The 19,820-nt window shown below is 41.7% G+C and carries 16 protein-coding genes; 3 read left to right on the forward strand and 13 right to left on the reverse strand.

Features of this window, described 5'->3' with window-relative positions; genetic code table 11:
• Nucleotides 1-137: 137 nt before the first annotated feature.
• The 11 genes from QUB64_RS25715 to QUB64_RS25765 all read right to left on the reverse strand — a co-directional run bounded on the left by QUB64_RS25715 (nt 138) and on the right by QUB64_RS25765 (nt 12,694).
• A complete protein-coding gene (locus tag QUB64_RS25715) occupies nt 138-1,352 on the reverse strand; it encodes a glycosyltransferase (RefSeq protein ID WP_333276289.1) in 1,215 nt (404 codons plus the stop codon).
• Nucleotides 1,353-1,560: 208 nt separating this feature from the next.
• The gene (locus tag QUB64_RS25720) at nt 1,561-2,187 is read right to left on the reverse strand and encodes a hypothetical protein (protein ID WP_333276287.1); all 627 of its coding nucleotides are present in this window, start codon (nt 2,185-2,187) and stop codon (nt 1,561-1,563) included.
• 194 nt (nt 2,188-2,381) lie between these two features.
• A complete protein-coding gene (locus QUB64_RS25725) occupies nt 2,382-4,508 on the reverse strand; it encodes a TIGR03986 family type III CRISPR-associated RAMP protein (protein WP_333276286.1) in 2,127 nt (708 codons plus the stop codon).
• Between the two features lie 51 nt (nt 4,509-4,559).
• Complete coding sequence (locus QUB64_RS25730) at nt 4,560-5,135, reverse strand: Uma2 family endonuclease (protein WP_333276285.1); 576 nt, start codon at nt 5,133-5,135, stop codon at nt 4,560-4,562.
• Nucleotides 5,132-5,716, reverse strand: coding sequence for a type III-D CRISPR-associated protein Csx19 (gene csx19, locus QUB64_RS25735; RefSeq protein ID WP_333276284.1), 585 nt, complete (start codon nt 5,714-5,716; stop codon nt 5,132-5,134). Before csx19 ends, QUB64_RS25730 begins: the two co-directional genes overlap by 4 nt.
• A complete protein-coding gene (locus QUB64_RS25740) occupies nt 5,706-7,316 on the reverse strand; it encodes an RAMP superfamily CRISPR-associated protein (protein ID WP_333276283.1) in 1,611 nt (536 codons plus the stop codon). Before QUB64_RS25740 ends, csx19 begins: the two co-directional genes overlap by 11 nt.
• Nucleotides 7,309-8,940 (reverse strand): type III-B CRISPR module-associated Cmr3 family protein, encoded by a 1,632-nt coding sequence (locus QUB64_RS25745; RefSeq protein ID WP_333276281.1) that lies wholly within the window; start codon nt 8,938-8,940, stop codon nt 7,309-7,311. The genes QUB64_RS25740 and QUB64_RS25745 overlap by 8 nt, the downstream gene beginning before the upstream one ends.
• Complete coding sequence (locus tag QUB64_RS25750; protein WP_333276279.1) at nt 8,937-9,620, reverse strand: RAMP superfamily CRISPR-associated protein; 684 nt, start codon at nt 9,618-9,620, stop codon at nt 8,937-8,939. The genes QUB64_RS25745 and QUB64_RS25750 overlap by 4 nt, the downstream gene beginning before the upstream one ends.
• A 3-nt stretch (nt 9,621-9,623) precedes the next feature.
• Complete coding sequence (locus QUB64_RS25755) at nt 9,624-11,219, reverse strand: Cas10/Cmr2 second palm domain-containing protein (RefSeq protein WP_333276277.1); 1,596 nt, start codon at nt 11,217-11,219, stop codon at nt 9,624-9,626.
• A 13-nt stretch (nt 11,220-11,232) separates the two neighbouring features.
• Nucleotides 11,233-12,528 carry a Card1-like endonuclease domain-containing protein gene (locus tag QUB64_RS25760; protein WP_333276275.1) on the reverse strand — a complete coding sequence of 432 codons (1,296 nt, stop codon included), beginning with the start codon at nt 12,526-12,528 and terminating at the stop codon, nt 11,233-11,235.
• On the reverse strand, nt 12,515-12,694 hold the full coding sequence (locus QUB64_RS25765) for a hypothetical protein (protein WP_333276273.1): 180 nt from the start codon (nt 12,692-12,694) through the stop codon (nt 12,515-12,517). The genes QUB64_RS25760 and QUB64_RS25765 overlap by 14 nt, the downstream gene beginning before the upstream one ends.
• A gap of 169 nt (nt 12,695-12,863) precedes the next feature.
• Between QUB64_RS25765 and QUB64_RS25770 the strand changes: the two genes are divergently transcribed.
• Both QUB64_RS25770 and QUB64_RS25775 read left to right on the forward strand, forming a co-directional pair.
• Nucleotides 12,864-13,190 carry an MgPME-cyclase complex family protein gene (locus QUB64_RS25770; protein ID WP_333276271.1) on the forward strand — a complete coding sequence of 109 codons (327 nt, stop codon included), beginning with the start codon at nt 12,864-12,866 and terminating at the stop codon, nt 13,188-13,190.
• The gene (locus QUB64_RS25775; RefSeq protein WP_333276269.1) at nt 13,187-13,924 is read left to right on the forward strand and encodes a hypothetical protein; all 738 of its coding nucleotides are present in this window, start codon (nt 13,187-13,189) and stop codon (nt 13,922-13,924) included. The genes QUB64_RS25770 and QUB64_RS25775 overlap by 4 nt, the downstream gene beginning before the upstream one ends.
• 186 nt (nt 13,925-14,110) lie before the next feature.
• On the opposite strand, the gene QUB64_RS25780 is transcribed toward QUB64_RS25775, so the two are convergent.
• Both QUB64_RS25780 and QUB64_RS25785 read right to left on the reverse strand, forming a co-directional pair.
• Nucleotides 14,111-16,204, reverse strand: coding sequence for a tetratricopeptide repeat protein (locus QUB64_RS25780; protein WP_333276267.1), 2,094 nt, complete (start codon nt 16,202-16,204; stop codon nt 14,111-14,113).
• 346 nt (nt 16,205-16,550) lie between these two features.
• Nucleotides 16,551-17,486: an NAD-dependent epimerase/dehydratase family protein gene (locus tag QUB64_RS25785; RefSeq protein WP_333276265.1), complete on the reverse strand. Its 936-nt coding sequence runs from the start codon at nt 17,484-17,486 to the stop codon at nt 16,551-16,553.
• Between the two features lie 205 nt (nt 17,487-17,691).
• Here QUB64_RS25785 and dnaG point away from each other — a divergent pair, with 205 nt between their 5' ends.
• Nucleotides 17,692-19,692, forward strand: a complete 2,001-nt coding sequence (dnaG, locus tag QUB64_RS25790; protein ID WP_333276263.1) for a DNA primase — start codon at nt 17,692-17,694, stop codon at nt 19,690-19,692.
• Nucleotides 19,693-19,820: the final 128 nt, after the last annotated feature.

Raw genomic sequence — 19,820 nt, forward strand, 5'->3', positions numbered from 1 at the left:
CTACGAACTATTTTAAGGACTAAAGTCCTCACTACGAACTATTTTAAGGACTAAAGTCCTCACTACGAACTATTTTAAGGACTAAAGTCCTCACTACGAACTATTTTAGGGACTAAAGTCCTCACTACGAACTATTTTTATGATGATTGTTCAATAGATGCTTGAAATAGCGCCACTAATTTCTTTGCCTCTAAATCGACATTATGTTGTTGAGCAACCCGTTCGGCTCCTATTTTCCCCATTTCTTCTAGCTTTTCTAAAGGTGCTTCCAATGCAGCACGCATAGCAACAGCCAATGCTTCTACGGAACCGGGAGGAACTAACCAACCGCAAACACCGGGTTCTACGAGTTCCGGGATACCAGCAACATAGGTGCTAATTACGGGCCGATTGAGAGCGAGAGCTTCCATAATTACGACGGGTAAACCTTCAGCAAAACTCGGCAATACCATGGCGCGGGAAGCTAAAATCTCTTTCTGAACTCGATCGCCACTGGCCCAGCCGGTAATTTCTATATAGTTTTGCAGATTGAGTTGTGCAATCTGCTGTTCAATTTCAGCTCGCAGCGGCCCGTCTCCAACAAATACCAATTTAAACTCCAAGCCTTGAACAGCTAGCTTGCTGGCGGCTTCTAACAGTAACAAATGACCTTTTTGTTCGCTGAGTCTCCCGATACAGGCTAAGCGGGGTGCTGCGGGTATGGGGACGTGGGGTGCGGATAAAAATGCTGCATCGACGCCGCAGTGTATGACGTTGATTTTTGACCAATAAGTGCGATCGCACCACCGAAAGAGCTGACTTTTGCCGAAGGAACTGACTGCTGCTACAAAGGTCGATCGCTTAATTTTTTCGTCTAAGGAAAGAAGTGTAGCTTTATCAAATTCTTCGGGGCCGTGAACGGTGAAGCTGTAAGTCGGGCCGCCCAGGACGCGACATAACATTGCAACAGTTGTGGAATTTGTGCCGAAGTGAGCGTGAACGTGTGTTGTACCGGATTTTGCGAACCAATTTAAAAGAATGCAAGCTTCTGCGAAATAAGCTAGATGCAGCAAAATCCCGCGATCAGAGTGTAAGCCCACTTTGAACATTAAGCGCAAAGCTTCGAGGAATCGAATTGGTCTAGTTGCGGCAGTGCGGAGCAAACCCAACGCTAAGCCCTGCACGCCAGCCCCCAGGATGACTTTGGTCAATTCTTGTTCTTGTTTGTCTGCGCCGTCTACGAGTTCGGATTCGCAGGATCTGATGGAGTAACGCCCGACTTTGATGCCGTAGGTTTCGACGGCTAGGAGTTCTCTGCGGACGAAGCTGTGGCTGACTTTGGGGTATTGGTTGACTAGATAGGCGATGTTCATGAAGGGGTAGAAATTTTTATGGTAAAACTTAGACCAGTTTAGCCTTATGGGATGTGCGGGGCGATCGCTTTTGGTGGAATGGGTGCGGTGGGCGCGATTATGGAGAAAGCGAATCACTCCACACATTTAAGACTTTATAATATTTTATTTGACGCCCTGGGCTAGTAAAGTCATTTTTGATATTTCTAATTAAATACAGCTACTACTATCAATTCTGACTCGCTACTTCAGCATTCAGCAGCAATTCACATTGTTGAAAAAGATAGTTAATGGCCGCAAACAGCTTATTTAAATCGTCCAGTAAATAAGAAGATTTATTTTTTGTAAAAAATCTGCCTTTAAGTTTCCCAAATTGCCATACTTCCCCATTTGATACAATCCCAAAAACATCTTGCTCTGATTTTTCATTCAGTCGCTGTGCGGCAATCATTTCATCCAAACACTGAGCCCATCCATTTTCAAAATTATCTTGTTTTGCCTCAACTAATAAAAAGTAAGGTTGTTCAAAAACAACTTTTCCTAATACAGAACGCTTAGCCAAAATATATTCAGGAAATCCAGAAAGATACTGGTCGTAGGTAAGAGACTGATGGCTCCACAAAACAAACCCGCTGTAATAACGCTTCCAAACTTCTTTGAGAACTGGATAAATCAAGTTTTCACAAACTGCAAATTCAGAATTATCAACCACTCCTTCTCGCATTGTAAACTCTAAATCTTCTCGAAAATATTCGGAGATGTGAAACTCTGTTTCTACTATGAAATTAGATTCAGTATAGGTAATCTGAAATTCTTTGAGGACTGAACCGACTGTTTTGTAAGCACTGAATGGCATAGTGACATCCTCAATAAATTTGTTAAATTTGGCGGGAAATTTGCTGCTTTCTATTCTATTCTGATGGCAATTGCTTTTGTTAGGATTAGTAAGTGGATTGCAATTATAGGGAAAACGAATCAGTCCACATATTTGACAATTTTAACAGTTCCATCTTTGCTGAGAACAATAATCTTTACTTGCCATAGTTTTAGTCATTTTGGTCGTTGCCAAGCTGCTCTATTGCTAACTCCTCCAGATGAAGGTGGCGGAGAACCTGGATAATTCCGTTTCTGATTATCTTTTATGACTTGCGACGAGGTTGGCAAAACTGGGCGCTTTTTATATTCATTTGCCTTACCATTTTTTCCTAGCTTACCAATACAAGGTTGTTGCTTTCGCTCAATTTCCATGTATCGGCTTGAATCTTCTGCAACACCAGGCCACTGTAACATTCCTAACAGACTTTTGATTCGTGGCACATCATGTAAACGCTTAAGTTTTGCGTCAGTATGATTGAGAATGTAATCTTCAAACCTTTGTAAACAATCTTGTTTTACTTCATTAATATCAACTTTATTTTTTTCACCTGTTGCCCAACCAGTATCTTGGAATAGATGACAATATCTCTCTTGACGGTTAGTTAATGAAAGTTGAGAGCTAATCTCGACTGCCCCCATTCCCAAAGGTTTACCCATGCCTAGTGATAAGCGATAAATTGGGGCGGCAGCAATATTTAGCACCCATAACAAAGCACCTAATTCAACTTCACTTAAATTTTCAAAGTCAATGTTGAAGTCAAAAGATACATTTTTTGTGATAGGTTTTATATCTGTGTACTGAGAGCGTGCCTCTTCAATCTTCTTAGTGTTGCTCTCTTCAATCTGACTTTCCTCAACATTTCCCTTATGCCAATAAAGCTTGTGCCCTCGAATTACTGTTTCGTTATTGGGCTGACTTGCATAGTGCATTAGTTCACTTTCAACAGCACTATCTTGCACCAAATAGTGCTGAAAAGTGGTAGGTTTTGGACTAGCTAATATCTTGGGTGTCATTGACTGGGTAATATCACGTTTGAGCCAGATGTCCTCAGCATTTGATTTTTGACACTTGGCATCGCTGACAAATACTCGTCCAGCTTGTGTCTGCTTTCCCGTTTGTTTGGTATCCCTAACAAACCCAAAGATAGCCTCTGTTAGATCGAGAGTAGGAGAATTGTACGCATAATCTGAAAGAAACTTATAGTTAGATTCAGGAATGAATTTTTTAATTGATTCTTTATAAGGTAAGCGGAACATCATTGTGTGTCCAAAAAATACAAGCTGGCCTTCCTCCATTAGATAAAATACAGGGTGCATTGGTTTTAGAACACCATCTTTACCAAGTAGCTTTTTCTGCTCTTTTGTGAGCTGCTCTTTATAATCCTGAAGCATTGAGTCTGGATAATCTGGAATTGGAATTAATGTTGCTTCATCATCAGGTAAACCAATTACACATTCCATTTTTTTCTTTCCTGGCATTCCACCTGTTTCTACCAAGACTCCCTGACATTTAGATTCATGTTGACTTGGCGGCACTGCTTTCGCATAATAGAGTTCGATAAATCCCCCTCTATGGAAATGCCAACTCATTGGCTCAACATGAACGCTTACTTTGCTAGTGTGTTTTATGTCATGCCAGCGAGATTTTACTAAATTTTTAATTTGTAATATATCTATTTTGGCAAAAGATGACCCTTCAACCAGATTCTTGGCAGGTTTAATTGCCCAGCCAGAGCCTTGTTGAGTTTTAACCAGATAACCAGCTTGCATTAGAAATGAATACTGACGTTCTCTCTCTTCTTGGAGTAAGCGATCGCGGTAAAAATCACCTAAAGATGTAGTGTCAGCAAAAGCGCGATAAATTAACTGTATATCTGAAACTTTGTCAATTTTGCTGTAGCTGACAATTTCTACTATTGTTCGCAACATACCACGCAGACTGCTACCTGGAATAGTTGGATATTGATTAGCAGGATTCTTGAAAAAAGGAGCAAGAATTTCACGCTTTTCCTTTTTTTCCTCATCAGTTAAATCTTCATCTGATTTACCACCAAACTTAGCAAAGTCAGTTTGAGACATTCCACAGCGAATGTACAAGGGTGATGAAGTAGTCAAGGTACACTTAATTTTACCAGTGTGACGGTGATGATGGTAGCAGTTATGTGTTGGTATTGGCTCGGCTGGAACTATTTTTTCAGGTAGTTCGATAAAGTTATAAGGTGCGACCGCCCGACGGGGAATATCTTTTCCTTTATCATCTTTGAGAAACTCTGGTACTGTTTCAATATGTTTGGGATTCATTGTCCAATCTCCTTACACTTAAATAAAATGACTCGTTCTTGATTTCAACTCTCACTCTTTCTCAAAACTAATCCCTTCATACACAAGTCCGATCGCGCATTCAAACTCAATACTTTCTAAGCTAATGATTTCTCCGGCTTCATACTCATAATAAATCCACATCTTCCCTTCTCCTCGACGATAAACCTCAACTGTTATTTCTTCTGAATCAACTAAGACGTATTCTTGCAAACTCGGAATCTGGCGATAATACTTGAATTTTTTCGTGCGGTCATAAGTTTCTGTACCGGGCGAAAGAACCTCAACAATGATTTTAGGGTTTTGAATCAAATCGCGGGCTTTCAAGTCATCTGAGTCGCAAGTTACAACTAAATCTGGATAGAAATAACGACTACTTTTACTGGGTTGAACTTTCGCATCTGACACATAAGCTTGACAACCCTTCTGACGTAAATGAGGTCTTAGGGCTGTATAAAAGTTGAGAGCAACGCTGTTATGAGGAAGAGTACCTCCAGTCATTGCCAAAATTTCGCCATCAATGTATTCATAGCGAAGTTCCTGCTGGGCTTCCCATTCTAGGTATTCTTCCGCCGTCATTTTTTGAGTGAATTGAGGTTCAGCAATCATGATTTTGTTCCTCGTAAATCAACTAATCGACTGAGATAAATTCTCGCCACTTCACTATCATTATAGTCGATATAGTGATGCACGACTAAACGAATCGGACGATATAGATTCTTTTTGTCTTTGCTAAATGGGATATTGATTAAAGGGACAGCGTGCTTTAATCCTTGCGAACCATCTGAAACAAGAGTAAAGTCTTGTTTAGACTCTCCTTCTTGTTGAGTTCCCCAGAGAATTTGTTTTTCACAAATATAATCCTGTTCTGATAGATGTTCATCCTTAATTAAACGTGCTTTCCAGTTTTGACCTACTTTCCAAAGCATAACCTCAGCTTTTTTACTAAAGATTCGACATTGTTGGAGAGTGCAAAGACGCAATTTAGCTAATTTGGGAAATACATCATCATCTCCTGATGTTACTAGCTGATAGCCTTGACCGCGAAACTCTCCCCAAATCGCACCATCATCACCATGAGCTAATAAATATTTTAATTGATAATTTTGGGCTTGTGATTCTAACCATTTTCTCAAATCAGATATTGATTGAGCATCTTCAATCGGTTCGCAATGGGGTTTACGCATCATTCTTAACCTCTTTTTGAGAATAATCGACTAACGCTTGAACAAATGTTTGTAGTTGATCGGGAGCGCTAATTTGCAGTTTGTCTTCACCTACTTGAGTAATTGTCCATGTTTCCTTGTGCTGGGATCTATATAGAGTTAAGGTTGTTTCCGTTCCCTGTAACCTTCCCCGTCCAATACTGCTTTCACCTCCTACAGGTAAATCGCTTGTCCACAAATCTTTTAACAATAGTAACAGCAATCCAATTTCATGCTCTTTTGGATTCCGCAACTCTAGTTCAATACTGACAATTGTTTGAGCGCCACCAAATATAGGTTGTTCGTCAAATAATGCACCGTGATATGCGCCTCCTGTAAAACGGTCGATCGCAATTCTATTTTGTACTAATTCAGTGGCATTTTTAATCACTTTCTCATGCACGATTAAACGACTTGCCTTAGCCTCTGGCTTTTTATTAGCTTTATTAGCTTCCAGTTGTTGCGATTCTTTCTTATCTTTAACGAAGCCAAATATATCGTTAACTATTTCCTGAGTAATCTGTGGATTGATTTCATGTAAAGTATTAACAATTCGCTCGGCTCGATGGCGCAATACTCCAGCTAAACTTGTGCCTGATAAGACTGGTTTTAGTTCATTATTACGATGGGATTTCAAGTGTACGACATCGGGAGCGCGTCCAGTTGAGTCTTGACCGGAACGGATGAGGAGAGAACCGACTAATTGGAATTTGGCGTGGATGACGAAGCGCTCGCGCTTATCTTCTCCATTTATATCTAACTTAATTTCAGCCTTCTCAAATGCTTCTGTAATCGAGCTATAGGTGTTGAATATCAGTATTATACCTGTGCGCCAATGTTCAAAATTTAACCAGGAAGTGCGATCGCCCGAATCTTCCAAGTTAAAGCTCCAAACCTGCCACTCTTTGACATGACAGCGACCAAAACCGCGTCGCTTTTTCATTCCTAGGCTGATTTCACCACTTTTTGAATCATTTTGACATTCGGAGTCATTTTGGTCTTCTTTAGGTTCTAAGCCGGAAAGTGCGATCGCTAAAGCTTTAAGTAAAGTGGCTTCATCATTGTTTTTATCGATCAACAGTTCAAAACTCAGAGGAAATTCTGTTCCAGCTTGCAGTAACTCTAAGTCATATTTCGCTTTGTCTTCTGCGGTTCCAGTAGCGCTATTGATTTTCACACCATCTCTGAGTTCAGCCTTGATAGGTTTAGTGCTGATAGCATCATCGATAATTATAAGACTTTGATTATCATGTTCCCTTAGTTTAATTTTTTCACTTTCATTTTTATCCTTTTCATCTTTATATGCAAATAAGTCACCAAATAATTTTGCAGCTAGATCGTTACGGCGATCGCTTTGATCGTAACCTTTATCCCGCTCACGCAAATAATTTCGCAAACTACCTGCAATCGATGAACCTGTGAGCAAGGCATAATTCTCATGGAGACTATCCCGCAGCAAAGGCAAGTCCGTAGGACTATCAGTATCACCTTGACCTAAACAAGTTGGGGTATCAAGCACTAAAATACCTCGTACAATGATGCGCTTAATAATATGGCGATGATCTGTTCTATAAAGTTCAGTCATTGTTTTTATCCTTCATCATTTTCTTAGAAACTGCCAGAATCAGGCGTAAGGTGTATTCTAAAGCTAAATTATAATCAAGAGTTTTGGGTTCGCCAGCAATAGTGATAGTGGGTTGTTTTTCCTGATTCAGTAAATGACTATTTTTCGCTCCCCAAGCTGGAAGAATCCAACTATCAGGTTGGCGCAACCACTCTCTAATTTGCTCGTCTAATTTTTTACCATTGATCTCAGTTTGCTTAAACTGAGCCCGAGCAGTCTTAGTCAAACTATCTGAATTATCATCCATGCCAAGTAATTCATCAAGTCGATTGGGCCTGCCTTCAGTTAAAGCTGTTCTGGCTACAATCATTAACCGTGATAGTTGACTATTTTTAATGTTGCTTGAATCTTTCGGTGTATTAGATTGCACCTGTTCTAGTAGCAATTCATCTAGTTTTTGTCGTAGAAGTCGTTCAGCCATTTGCACAGCGATTTCCTTAGCTCTACTACTGCAAAAAATTTGGCTTATGTAAGGTTCTATATTGACTGGTTCGACAGTTATTTGACTTTCTTCTTTTAACCAGTTCAAAACGACTCTGCCAAACCCGTCCACCCGTCTTTCTCCAATTCCCTGTGCTTCTAAATCACGAACTTGCTGTCGATTAAGTTCTTGGGGTTGTTCAAAGACAAAAACACTACCTGCCGCGAAAGCTGGAACTTGAGGTAGTGGCAAACCCCATTTGCGATTAAATCCTCCTACATTTAGACTGCTGGCATAGGTATCTATATGCTTAAGTTCTCTACATAAGGTCTGTGAAATTAACTTGACAAAATGTTGAATATCTGTGGTTGATTGACCGCAATCATCACGAATGATGGTATCGCTGAGAAGAGTAACAGTTAGTTTATTTCGATATTGCTTTCTTTCTTCCCAATCAATTTGGCTCTCCGTCCAGTTATTTTTCTCAGGCAATGACTCAACCGTGACATGACCGTAACCTGCACTTTGAGAACCACCAATCCAAGCATTAATTATTTCTGCGTCATTTGCGGGTGTCAGTAATGACTTAATCGTGTCAGCATCTTCCTCACAGTTAGACAATACTACAGCTTGAAAAACTTGTCCTGCATCAATAGCATCGTAACGGAATACAGCACCACTGCTATTAGTTCCTCTCCCTTTTTGACGGTTTCGCTGATTGTGAATGTTAATTCTTCGGAGTTCTTTGTAAAGCGATATATCCCCATACTTATCTATAATGCAAAACTTATCATCTAAGCGTTTCGGAGAATCTGGGCGATGCGGTGATGCTAATTGAATAAAATTGTAGATTTCGTTAGGTGAATCCTCCCATTTTTTCTTGTATAGACACAGCGGTACTGGTAAAGTTCGTTGTTCTTTCTCGCGATCGAACAGATACGCATTCAAATAACGAGTTTGACCATCAAAGAATAGCCTTCTGATTTGATCGTCTAGGATATCTAAGTCTTGGATATGCTGTTGCCGCAGATAGCGACTAATTAACATTCCCCGAATTGTACTTCCAGGAATATAAGAATGGGAGACATTACTGTTCGGGTCGCCTTGTAATGAGGTGGCGAGAATGGGTTGTTGGGTATGTAATAAAAAAGTAATAGCTTTCATTGGATTTCATCAAAAATATCAATGTATTTTCTAGTAATATCTTCGTCAATATCTTGGTTTTTATCTAAATAATGCAGAGTGCATTGTACGTGACCTCTCCCTCGGTTTCGTCCGCTTCCCATGCGTCGAAGTGCCAGTGTTCCAACTCCTAAAAGTGCCAGCATATCGGGTGTACAATCTATATCAAAAAATAGGGGTGCTTCGTAACTGGGTTGAGAGTCAGGACAATCTCGTACAATAACCCGCATCGATCGCAAACTATGTTCGACAGGTGCACCATTTTCGGGATCGATCGCAGTTTGCTTGCGAATGGTAGTCAAGGAATTGAGGACATCTTCACGAGTGGGAAAATTATCTTGCTGCTGCTGTTGCGCTACAGCTTGTCGTAAGTCTGCGGGTAAGCAAGCATCACCAACGTGCATTTTTGCCATTGTGTCGTTAATACTCCCTGGTTGACCAAATAAATCATTTCTGATTTCTAGCCAATATTGTTGCTGAGGATTGGGTAATAAAAGGACTAAGTTATCGCACTCTTCACTTAACAACCCTTTCAAAGTCCGACCTCTTAAGTAGGGGAAACCATTGCGATCGTGTTCAACTTCTGAGTCAACTAAACCTGCAACTCCATCGCCTCTTCCAAAAGTTGTATCGCTCAATAGTTTAATTCTGATGGCGTACATAGATTACTCTCCTAACGGGATGTAAAATTCCATTGCTTCAATGGCATCAAAATAGCGACAACGCCCTCCTATCCAACCTTGTTTTTTCAAAGCAGAATTAGCTTTGGCGAAAACAGGTAAGTCATTTATTCCGTAAGTATTGATAAATTGCTCGATCGCAGTTTTACCCTCACGTAAAACTTCTCGCAGAGTAATGACTTTGTTGCGCTTATCTTTCCAAGGTTCTTCTTCGTTAAAAGTTCTGACAACTTCAGCGAAATCAGTCCAAGTTAGCCATTCGTTACCGTATTCGTGCGATCGCATCGGTCGTGTTGTTAGCTTTCCTCCCTGATATTCCCGTTCTCGAATTTCACTAATTGAACCTGATAAACCACTACCAGCGATGTGCCAATCTAAAGCCGAAAATATCGGTTTTCTATCCGAATAGTTATCGGTCTCTTCCCGAACAAACTTTTTCGCACTGCTGCACAATGCTTCACATAATTCGTAAGTTCTCGAAAATGGATAGTGAGTCTTGACAATGGCAATTCCAGCGCAAGCTGTAGCTTTACCCTTACCATCAGGTAAATTTTGAGTTCGTTCTTCAAACTCTTTCAAAAACTTAACTGCTAGAGGCAATCCTATTCTACCATCACAGACAAAAGTAACATCATCACCTCCATCAACAATAGGACGGAATGGTAAATAGTTTTCTTTGATGCTAATCTTGCCTGTTTCAATTGCATCAATAACCAGTTTTCCTACGGCTTCGATTGCTTGACTTGCTGCTTTACTGACTCCCCAAGAAAGTTTACGCATCTCGACAATAAAGTCTCGATTTGATTTTTGTAATTTTCCATAGTTCTCAAATCGCTTACCCATCTGATTGCCATCTGCATGAACTAGGGCGATGTAGCTACTTTCTTGTTCAGTCCGACCCATGTCATCAACATCACGAGCTATTTTATACTTGCTAGGTTTGCCTTTAAATAGCATCTCCTTAAACTGTGTATTAGCTTCATCTGCGGCTTGTAGCTTGGCAATAATTTCTCTTGAAGCCAGATAGCCTTCACCGTCAGGAATTCCATATTTACCATTAGTATCTTCAACAGCAACTAATCCAGTGGAACGACAAGTTGCTGTTACGCTTAAACCTAGCAAAGATACGGAAGGTCTTGGCTGTCTTTTTTGGGCATCTAACTGACCTTTTATCAGGTCATTTTCGATGACTTGCTGTAATAATTGTGTATCCCAGTTAAAAGGATAGTGAGCAATGACTATGTTGAGTCCCGGTGCATCTTCTAATATTTTTTTTGTTAGCTTTTGGGTAAATTGTCTGGCATCTTCCATTCTCCTAAATACCAAAACTGTATTTCCGCCACCTGCATAAACCAATTCAGAAACTATACTTTCATCGGTATTGATGCGAGGTTCCACATCATCTTTGTCTTCATCAGGGATATGGACATTTCCGAGACATCTCAGACACTCCTTAACCCATTGAAAGGTTGCTAGCTTCACCAAATGCGAAGCCCCAATATTTTCTTTCAATCTGTTGCTAACGAAGACATATTTTTGAATTCCTGTTGTATCAATTACTGTTGCGATATAGTGACTCATCTCGATTCCTGACTTAATAGTTCTTTCCTTCGATCCAATTAGTAATAGCTTTTGATAAATTTTTCAGATGCTTATGTCCAAAAACAGCAATTTTTGGATCTTCAATTAGAGACTTAAAGGTCTTGATGATATGTTCTGGCTTGTTATGAAAGCAAACTAGAGCTACTCTTGCTTCGGAACCGCCTAGTTGTTTGGCTCTGATATATGCCTCAAAAAGTTTTTCTTTACAACGCTCAGTTGAACGAGAAGTTGTACAAGATATAGCAAAAAGTTGGTAACTCCGCATAAAAGCAACGTCAAACTGAAACTTTTCCCAGTTGTCATCTTGCTGGTCGATGATGTTGAATGACATTGCACTTCTATCTATCGGTGGATTGACGGAAATTTGTTGAATCTGGTCTAGTACATAATGTTCTAGCCATCCGCAGCTTAACCACTCACAAACATGAGAAAGCTTATCAAATTGTCCATGCTGTTTAGCAGTTTGTAGCGATAGTTTATCTGATGATACGCCTAAAGGAGCAATCAAAACATTTTTAATTACTTCTGGTGCTGTTGTTAAGTCAAGTTCAATATTTTTTTCTAAATCTTCCTCATCTTTCCAATCTATATACTTGTCATATCGATTTTTCTTTTGCGTATTCGGAGTCAGCACCTTTTTACACCAATCTAACCAAGCATTGTCAAAGCTGCCTCGGTTGGTATCATCCATATAAAGGTTTACGATGGTTGTTGCAGCTTCTATCAGTTTGGGTTGATTTATAGGTTTTTTACCCTGTTTCCAATACAGCCCATGCAAGCTAAAAAGAGTTTCTCCTGTCATTGCCAATTTCTCTTTCGGTACTTCCATAGGAATAGGACGATCGTTTTTGCGATCGAACATCATTTGTAAGCTACGGGAGTCAAGGTAGCTGAAAACAGGTTCAGGGGAAAGGTTTAAATCGAGAAAGGCTTGGTAGGCGTGAACTGCCATTGCCTTTGTTCCTCCGGTGTAGTTCAGTCCAAACTGTTTTTTGCATGGATACTGCTTTTGAAGTTCTTGGACTTTCTTTTTAATAGCTTTTTGAATTTCAAAAGCATTCGACTCGTTGTTCCATAGTTCAACTTTTTCTTCTTCACTGATATCTAAAACTTCTTTTAGTTGCTTGTAAGCCTCAGAAGTGTGTTCTGTGTAAACAAGGTAAGGCTTACCACCTTCTCTGAGTAGTGTCTTAGCAGCTACATAGTTAGGTAAAGGGTTTTCTCCTATGAGCAAAAACAGATGATCGACTTGATGGTATTCCCAATCTAACGGATTATTGGTAGTCATACTTTAGTCCTTGTTTCAGTTTTTGACGTGCAATTCCATCTAATTTCCTATTGTCACCTAAATTTTCCCAAAAATCAACCGAAAAAAAAATAATCCCGCAAATCCCTAAAAAACTAGCCACTCCCACAACTCCCCCAAATCCCCCAACTCCCATCACATCAATCATTTTTCGCACATAACTTGATCTGCACCTACCCAAAATGACAACAAATAAGGTAAAGTAAACGGCACAATAGTCTAAGGTTCTCGAACTGCCACAACTCGGCCAAATCACCCTTGACTTGCAAAAATAGCCAATACAGGCGACATTAACCCCTAACTAACAACTGACCAAAATGCAAACCTACTACTACGTTTTAGCCAGCCAACGCTTTTTGCTTGAAGAAGAAGCCCTTGATGAAGTGTTTAAAGAAAGAACTCGCAACTACCACGAACAAGAAAAACAAATAGACTTCTGGTTAGTCAAACAACCGGCTTTCCTAGAATCACCGACAATGGCAGAAATCAAAGCAAAATGCCCTCAGCCAGCAGCAGCTATTGTTTCCACAGATCCTGTCTTCATCACTTGGCTGAAACTGCGATTAGAATATGTACTGACAGGTGAATTTAAAGCACCATCACCAACTATTCCCGATGCCCTGGCTTCCCTACAGACAGCATGAACAAACTAGCAAAAAAAACTCCGACCAAGCTAGGAATTTTCCGGGAAAATTTGAACAAACTTTTAGTTCGTTTTCCCTTATTTTCTGCTACTTCGATCGCTCTTTTGGGGTTGACGATTTTCTCAATTGCTGTTAAAGCTCAGGCGAGCTGCGAACCGCCGAAGTCCGACGAATATTTACTGTTAATTGTCACCAAAACACCGGAACAACAAGAAAGAGCAAAACGCTCTTTTCCGGGAAATACTGACAATACAGTTTGTCGGTACATTAACGACACGGTGACGCGGGTGGGTGGGTTTCGCAACTCGCAAATTGCCAGCGATTGGGTTAAATATATCAAAGATGTTGTGGGATTGCAAGCTTACGTAGTTCGATCGCCCGCAGCAGCACTTCCCCAAAACCTCCCAGTCTACAACCCCCAGCCAGCACCAGGTTCAGAACCAATCGCCAATCCTCAAACTGGGAATAGTGGGTTTAATCCGCAAGCCCTCGGCCCCGGTTACGCCGTGTTGGTAGATTACTTCAATCAACCGGAATTAGCCGGCCAAGTCAAGCAAGCATTGGGTACGCAAGTAGGCTTAGCTTCCTACGGCCAACGTCCCTTTTTATTCATTGCTTATACGACGGATCAAAATGCTGCTACTGCTGCGGTAAAAGCATTGAGCGATCGCGGTTTTTGGCCGATGTTGGTAGACAGTCGCCGCGTTACGGTAATTAGTCCTGCTGTTCGTTAAAATTTAGGTTTGTAGTAAGGACTTTAGTCCTTATTTACCCGCAGGGAGAGGACTGAAGTCCTCACTACGAACCAGGGAAAGGACTGAAGTCCTCACTACGAACCAGGGAGAGGACTTAAGTCCTCACTACGAACCAGTTTTTTTTACAATTTACTGGCAATTTATTCACGGGCACTTAATTAACAATCATTGTTGTTTAGGCGGTGGCTGGCTGATTCCGGGCTGACTTTCGGCCCGTTTTTTTGCTTCGATTGCGGCTCCGTAATCGGGTTTGTAGCGGATTGCTTTGTCGTAGGAGGCGATCGCATCTCCGAATCTTTTTACCGCTACCAGGGCGTTACCGCGACTGTACCAGGCCTCCGGGTAATCGGGTTTCACATAGACGGCTTCGTTGTAAGAGGCGATCGCATCTTCGTACCGCTGCAAATTGTACTGAGCATTACCTCTATTGTACCAACCTTGAGATTCTTTCGGGTTTAAATCCAAGGCTTTGCTGTAACACTCAATAGCTGCTTCGTACTTGCGTAATTCGTGGTAAGACCAACCTAAATTGTACCATGCTTGATGATAGTCCGGTTTTAATTTGACAGCTTTTTCGTAAGCTTGTACCGCTTCTTCGTGTCGGCGCATTTTAAGCAAAGCGATACCTTTACTGTACCACGCTTGATAAAAATTTGGCTGAAACCGCACGGCTTTTTCGTAAGCTTCAAAAGCTTCTTGGTTTTTGTTCAATTCTAGGAAAACATTGCCTAAATTGTACCAAGCGTCAGAATTATCAAATTTAATTTCAACTGCTTTTTGATAGGATTCAACGGCGCGATCGTACTGTTTTAAATTTTGGTGAGCTTGTCCGCGATTGTACCACGCACGGTACAAATTAGGCTGAAAATGTACGGCTTTTTCGTAGGATGCGATCGCCTCTTCGTACCGCTGCGAGTCTAACAAAGCATCGCCTTTCCCTTCCCAGGCTGCGGGATAGTCGGGCTGGATTTTCAAAGCATTGTCAAAAGATGCGATCGCCTCCTTTGACTGTTGCAACTTGTCCAAAGCATAACCGCGTCCAGTCCAAGCCTCCAAATATTCCGGCTTTAATTCTATGGCTTTATCGTAAGCTGACTGTGACTCCTTATATTTTTTTAACTCATATAAAGTTTTAGCTTTTTCTTGCCAAACTTCCGCGTAGTCAGGGCGGAGAGTTATGGCTCGATCGTAGGCGGCTAGAGCTTCTTCAAATTTGCTTAAATTGTAAAGAGTAATACCTCGGTTGTGCAAGTCAGTTGCATTAGCAGAATTAAAAGTATTGACACCATAAATTGATGCTATAATAGTGACACCAATAAAACTGGCGATCGCGCCGATTTTCCAATAGAGTTTTTGGCGCGGTTTCTGCGGCTGTTTCGCAGCAGCAACCGGAGGTAATATCGGAACAGTACCGCTGAAAGATTTTTTCAATTCTTTAATCGCTTCCAAGGTTTCGCCAGCACTCACATAACGCTGGCGAAAATCGTACTTTACCATCCGATCTAAAATCTTCGCAAATTCAGGACTCACCGATGCTTTATCCTGCCAAATAATTTCTTCTGTATCAGAATTCTTTGGCATTTGGTGGGGATTGATGCCTGTGAGGAACTGAATTGCGATCGCACCTGCGGCATAGATATCGCTGCTGAGTTTCGGATTCCCGTGAGATTGTTCGCTGGGCATATAACCGGGAGTACCGATGCTGACACTCAAGCTATTCTTGGGCTGATGATTAGTAATTTGAGTAGTAATTTCCTTGACTGCGCCGAAGTCAATTAATACTAACTTTCCATCTCGATATCGGCGCAGAATATTGCGGGGATTCACATCGCGATGAATCACATTTTGCTGGTGTACAAAATCTAAAATTTCCAGAAGTTCCTGCAAAATAGCAATGACTGCATCTTCCTTCATTCCGCCCGGACTTCCCGAACCAAATTGCGGAATTTCTTGACTTAAATCGTGGCCTTCGATAAATTCTTGAACGAGATAAAACTCTTGATTTTCTTCAAAGTAAGCAAAAAGTTGCGGAATGCGATCGTGATTTCCCAACTTATATAAAACTTGTGCTTCCGTATCAAACAAACGTCTTGCTACCCGTAGAGTTTCGGGATCGGTTGCTTGAGGCTTAAGCTGCTTGACGACGCAAAGGTGATTACCTGGTAGCTGCTTATCTTCAGCTAAATAAGTTTGAGCAAATCCGCCGCCTCCCAAGTGACGGATAATGCTGTAACGAGTGCCGAGTGTGATTCCAAGCATGAAGTTTACCTGATATTTCCGAGTTTTTCTCCCCTTGCGGAGTAAAACATGGGTTGGGGAGAGGTTTTGTATCTGATTCAGTTTAACTAATTTGCGATCGGCTTGACAGCACAAAGCCTGTGAAAATACCAGTAGATGCTGCCGACAAGTGGTAAAATCGTCGGCGAATTATCTTTACTGTGACAGTTCAGATGCGTATTGTGCGGACTGTGCACTTTACTTTGATTTAACATGGTTTAGACGCAGGGGCGAGAAACCCGGTTTCTATGAGTTTTACGAACAGTAACGAAAAATATACGAAGAAACCGGGTTTCTGAAGTCGCAAGTGCCTCAGTCTAATTTTACTTTAAACGGCTTTCAAAATCTCATCATCAACGGAAAAATCTATATCGGCTTTGTCCCTTCCTGAAACTACATAATCATTCTGAAATGAATCTTTCAATCCCGAAACTAAGTCAAATTCTGGCTTCCAGTTAAGCTCGGTGACAGCTTTATTAACTGAAGCAAAAAAGTGCTGCAATCGCATCGGGAAAGCTTTCTTTTTGCCAAAGTCAAATTGTTTCGGATCGTAGTGTACAATCTTAATAGAATCGGGTGATTTGCCTGCTGCTTGAATGCAGGCGCGGGCTAAACCGTCAAAGGTGACAAATCGATCGCCCGAAACGTTGTAAATTTGCCCGATCGCCCTGGAGTTACCCAAAACCGCCACCATCGCCACCGCCAAATCCTGACAGTGCCCCAACTGCGTGAAGTGCATCCCGTTACCAGGAATCGGAATCGGGCGATCGCGCGCAATGCGATCGAAAAACCAAGCCTCCAAATCGTTGTAATTTTGAGGGCCGTAGATGTAAGTCGGGCGGATCGAAGTCCAAGGCAAACCGGACTCAGCTAAATAATTTTCCGTGTCGCACTTACCCAAATGTCGGCTTTTGGGATCGGTAGCGTCTCCTTCGATATGAGGCATTTGGTCGGATTTCAAATAAACCCCCGCAGAACTCATATAAACAAAGTGCTGCACCCGCCCCTTAAATATCTCAGCTAAAGGCTTTGTATCGCTCAGTTCCCGACCGTTGTTGTCAAAAACCGCGTCAAACTCAACCGCCGATAACTGTTCTTGCAATTGTGCGACATTTGTGCGATCGCCCAAAATCTGTTTCACCCCCGCAACCGGCACAGGCTTGTTGCCGCGGTTAAACAACACCACCTCATGCCCTTGTGCTGCTAAAATCTTAGTAAGATAAACCCCAATAAACCGAGTACCGCCCATCATTAAAATTCGCATTATTGCCCATGCTCCTTACAGTTAGTCTCAATATCTTACAATAAAGCGAGTATCTTGCTTGACTGACACTTCGCGAGCGCATCAAGCTTAAAGAAACCGGGTTTTTAAACCGAATATCCGGGCGGAAACCTGTGTATTTCCGTAAAAAACCCGGTTTCTACGTCCAGGAAAAGTCAAATTGTGCGATTACCCTTAAAATAGTCCTATGCAAGTACCCCGGCTGCACCCAGAAACCATCGAAGAAGTAAAACAAAGAGCCGACATAGTAGACGTTATTTCCGGTAGAGTCATCTTAAAAAAACGCGGCAAAGAATACGTCGGATTGTGTCCATTCCATGACGAAAAATCTCCCAGTTTCACCGTCAACCAAGCCAAACAAATGTACTATTGTTTCGGCTGCGGTGCAGGTGGCAATGCCTTTAAATTCCTCATGGAATTAGAAAAACGCTCCTTCAGCGAAGTAGTATTAGAACTAGCTAAAAATTATCAAGTCCCCATCAAAACAGTCGAACCAGAACACCGACAAGAATTGCAGCGCCAAATTTCACTGCGCGAACAACTCTATGAAATCTCAGCACTAACAGCCAAGTTTTACGAACACGCCTTGCGGCAAAGTCAAGGAGCAGAACCCTTAGCATATCTCAAATCAGAACGCAAACTCAGCGAAGAAACTATCCAACAATTTCAACTAGGTTACGCACCCCAAGGTTGGGAAGCACTTTACAGTTATTTAGTAGAACAAAAAAACTATCCGGCGCAATTAGTAGAGCAAGCAGGATTAATTGTACCGCGCAAATCAGGTGGAAGTGGCTATTACGATCGCTTCCGCAACCGCATCATGATTCCCATTCGCGATACCCAAGGTAGAGTCATCGGTTTCGGCGGGCGAGCTCTCGGCGACGAACAACCGAAATACCTCAATTCTCCCGAAACAGAACTATTCGACAAAGGTAAGACTTTATATGGCTTAGATACAGCCAAAACAGCCATTAGCAAAGCCGATCGCGCGATCGTCGTAGAGGGGTACTTTGATGCGATCGCACTTCAGGCAGCGGGCATCTCCAACGCCGTCGCTTCCCTCGGCACAGCCCTGAGTTTAAACCAAGTGCGGCAGTTATTGCGGTACACAGACTCCAAACAAATTATCCTCAACTTCGACGCAGACAAAGCAGGCACTAAAGCAGCAGAGCGGGCGATTGGAGAAATAGAACAACTCGCCTATCAAGGAGAAGTACAACTGCGAGTGCTCAACATTCCCGACGGCAAAGATGCCGACGAATACCTCAAAACCTACTCCCCAGAACAATATCGAGAATTGCTCGAAAACGCTCCATTATGGCTAGACTGGCAACTGCAACAAATGCTCGTAAATCAAGATTTGAAGCAAGCAGATACTTCCCAGCAAATCACTAAAAAAATTATCAACTTACTAACCAACATTAGCGACGACAATCAGTTATCGCATTACTTGCAAAAGTGCGCTGAAATTCTTAGCAAAGGAGATTTTCGCCTCACAAAGATGATAGCCGAAAACTTGCTCAATCAAGTAGTCAGCGATTGGGGACAGCGGCTGAATCAAGACGAAACTTTGACAATGCCTCTGTTAATTAGAAACAAACTCAAGCCGAGCAAACAATATAAAAAACAGCGTACCAGCAGCGAAACCAAAAACTCAAAAACAGGATTTTCAGTAGCAGCCCGCAGTCTGTTAGAAGAAGCAGAAGCGCAATTATTGCAAATTTACTTGCACTGTCCCGAATACCGCCAAGAAGTCAGAGAAGCCATAGAAGCTAGAGACGTGCAGTTTAGCTTGTCTCATCACAGATTTTTGTGGCACCTGATTTTGAATGCAGAAATACTGCACAACATCTATTTACAAGCAGCGCCTTCTGAGTTAATATTAAAATTACAAGATAGCTTTATAGAATATCCTACCCAACTAAATCAAATCTCGCATTTATTTCATTTAAGCGAGTTTTCGGAAAAAAATGTGTATCGCGCGCCTTTAGTTATTCGATCTGCGATCGCCTGTATCGAGCAAATCATCAGCATCAAGCGGCGCCGGATTGCGATCGATATGTGGAAAAAAACCGATGCGGCTATAGAATATTACCAACAACTCTGTGCCGAACAAGAATGGATAGAGGAATTAGAGAGGCTGCGCCAAGTTAATTTTTACGATTTAACTTCCCTACCTTGGGCTTAAGGACTAAAGTCCTCACTACAAACCAGGTTCGTAGTGAGGACTTCAGTCCTTCCAGGTTCGTAGTGAGGACTTCAGTCCTTCCAGGTTCGTAGTGAGGACTTCAGTCCTTCCAGGTTCGTAGTGAGGAC

Origin of the sequence: Microcoleus sp. Aus8_D2 (genome assembly GCF_036702665.1) — a bacterium.
Lineage (GTDB): Bacteria > Cyanobacteriota > Cyanobacteriia > Cyanobacteriales > Microcoleaceae > Microcoleus.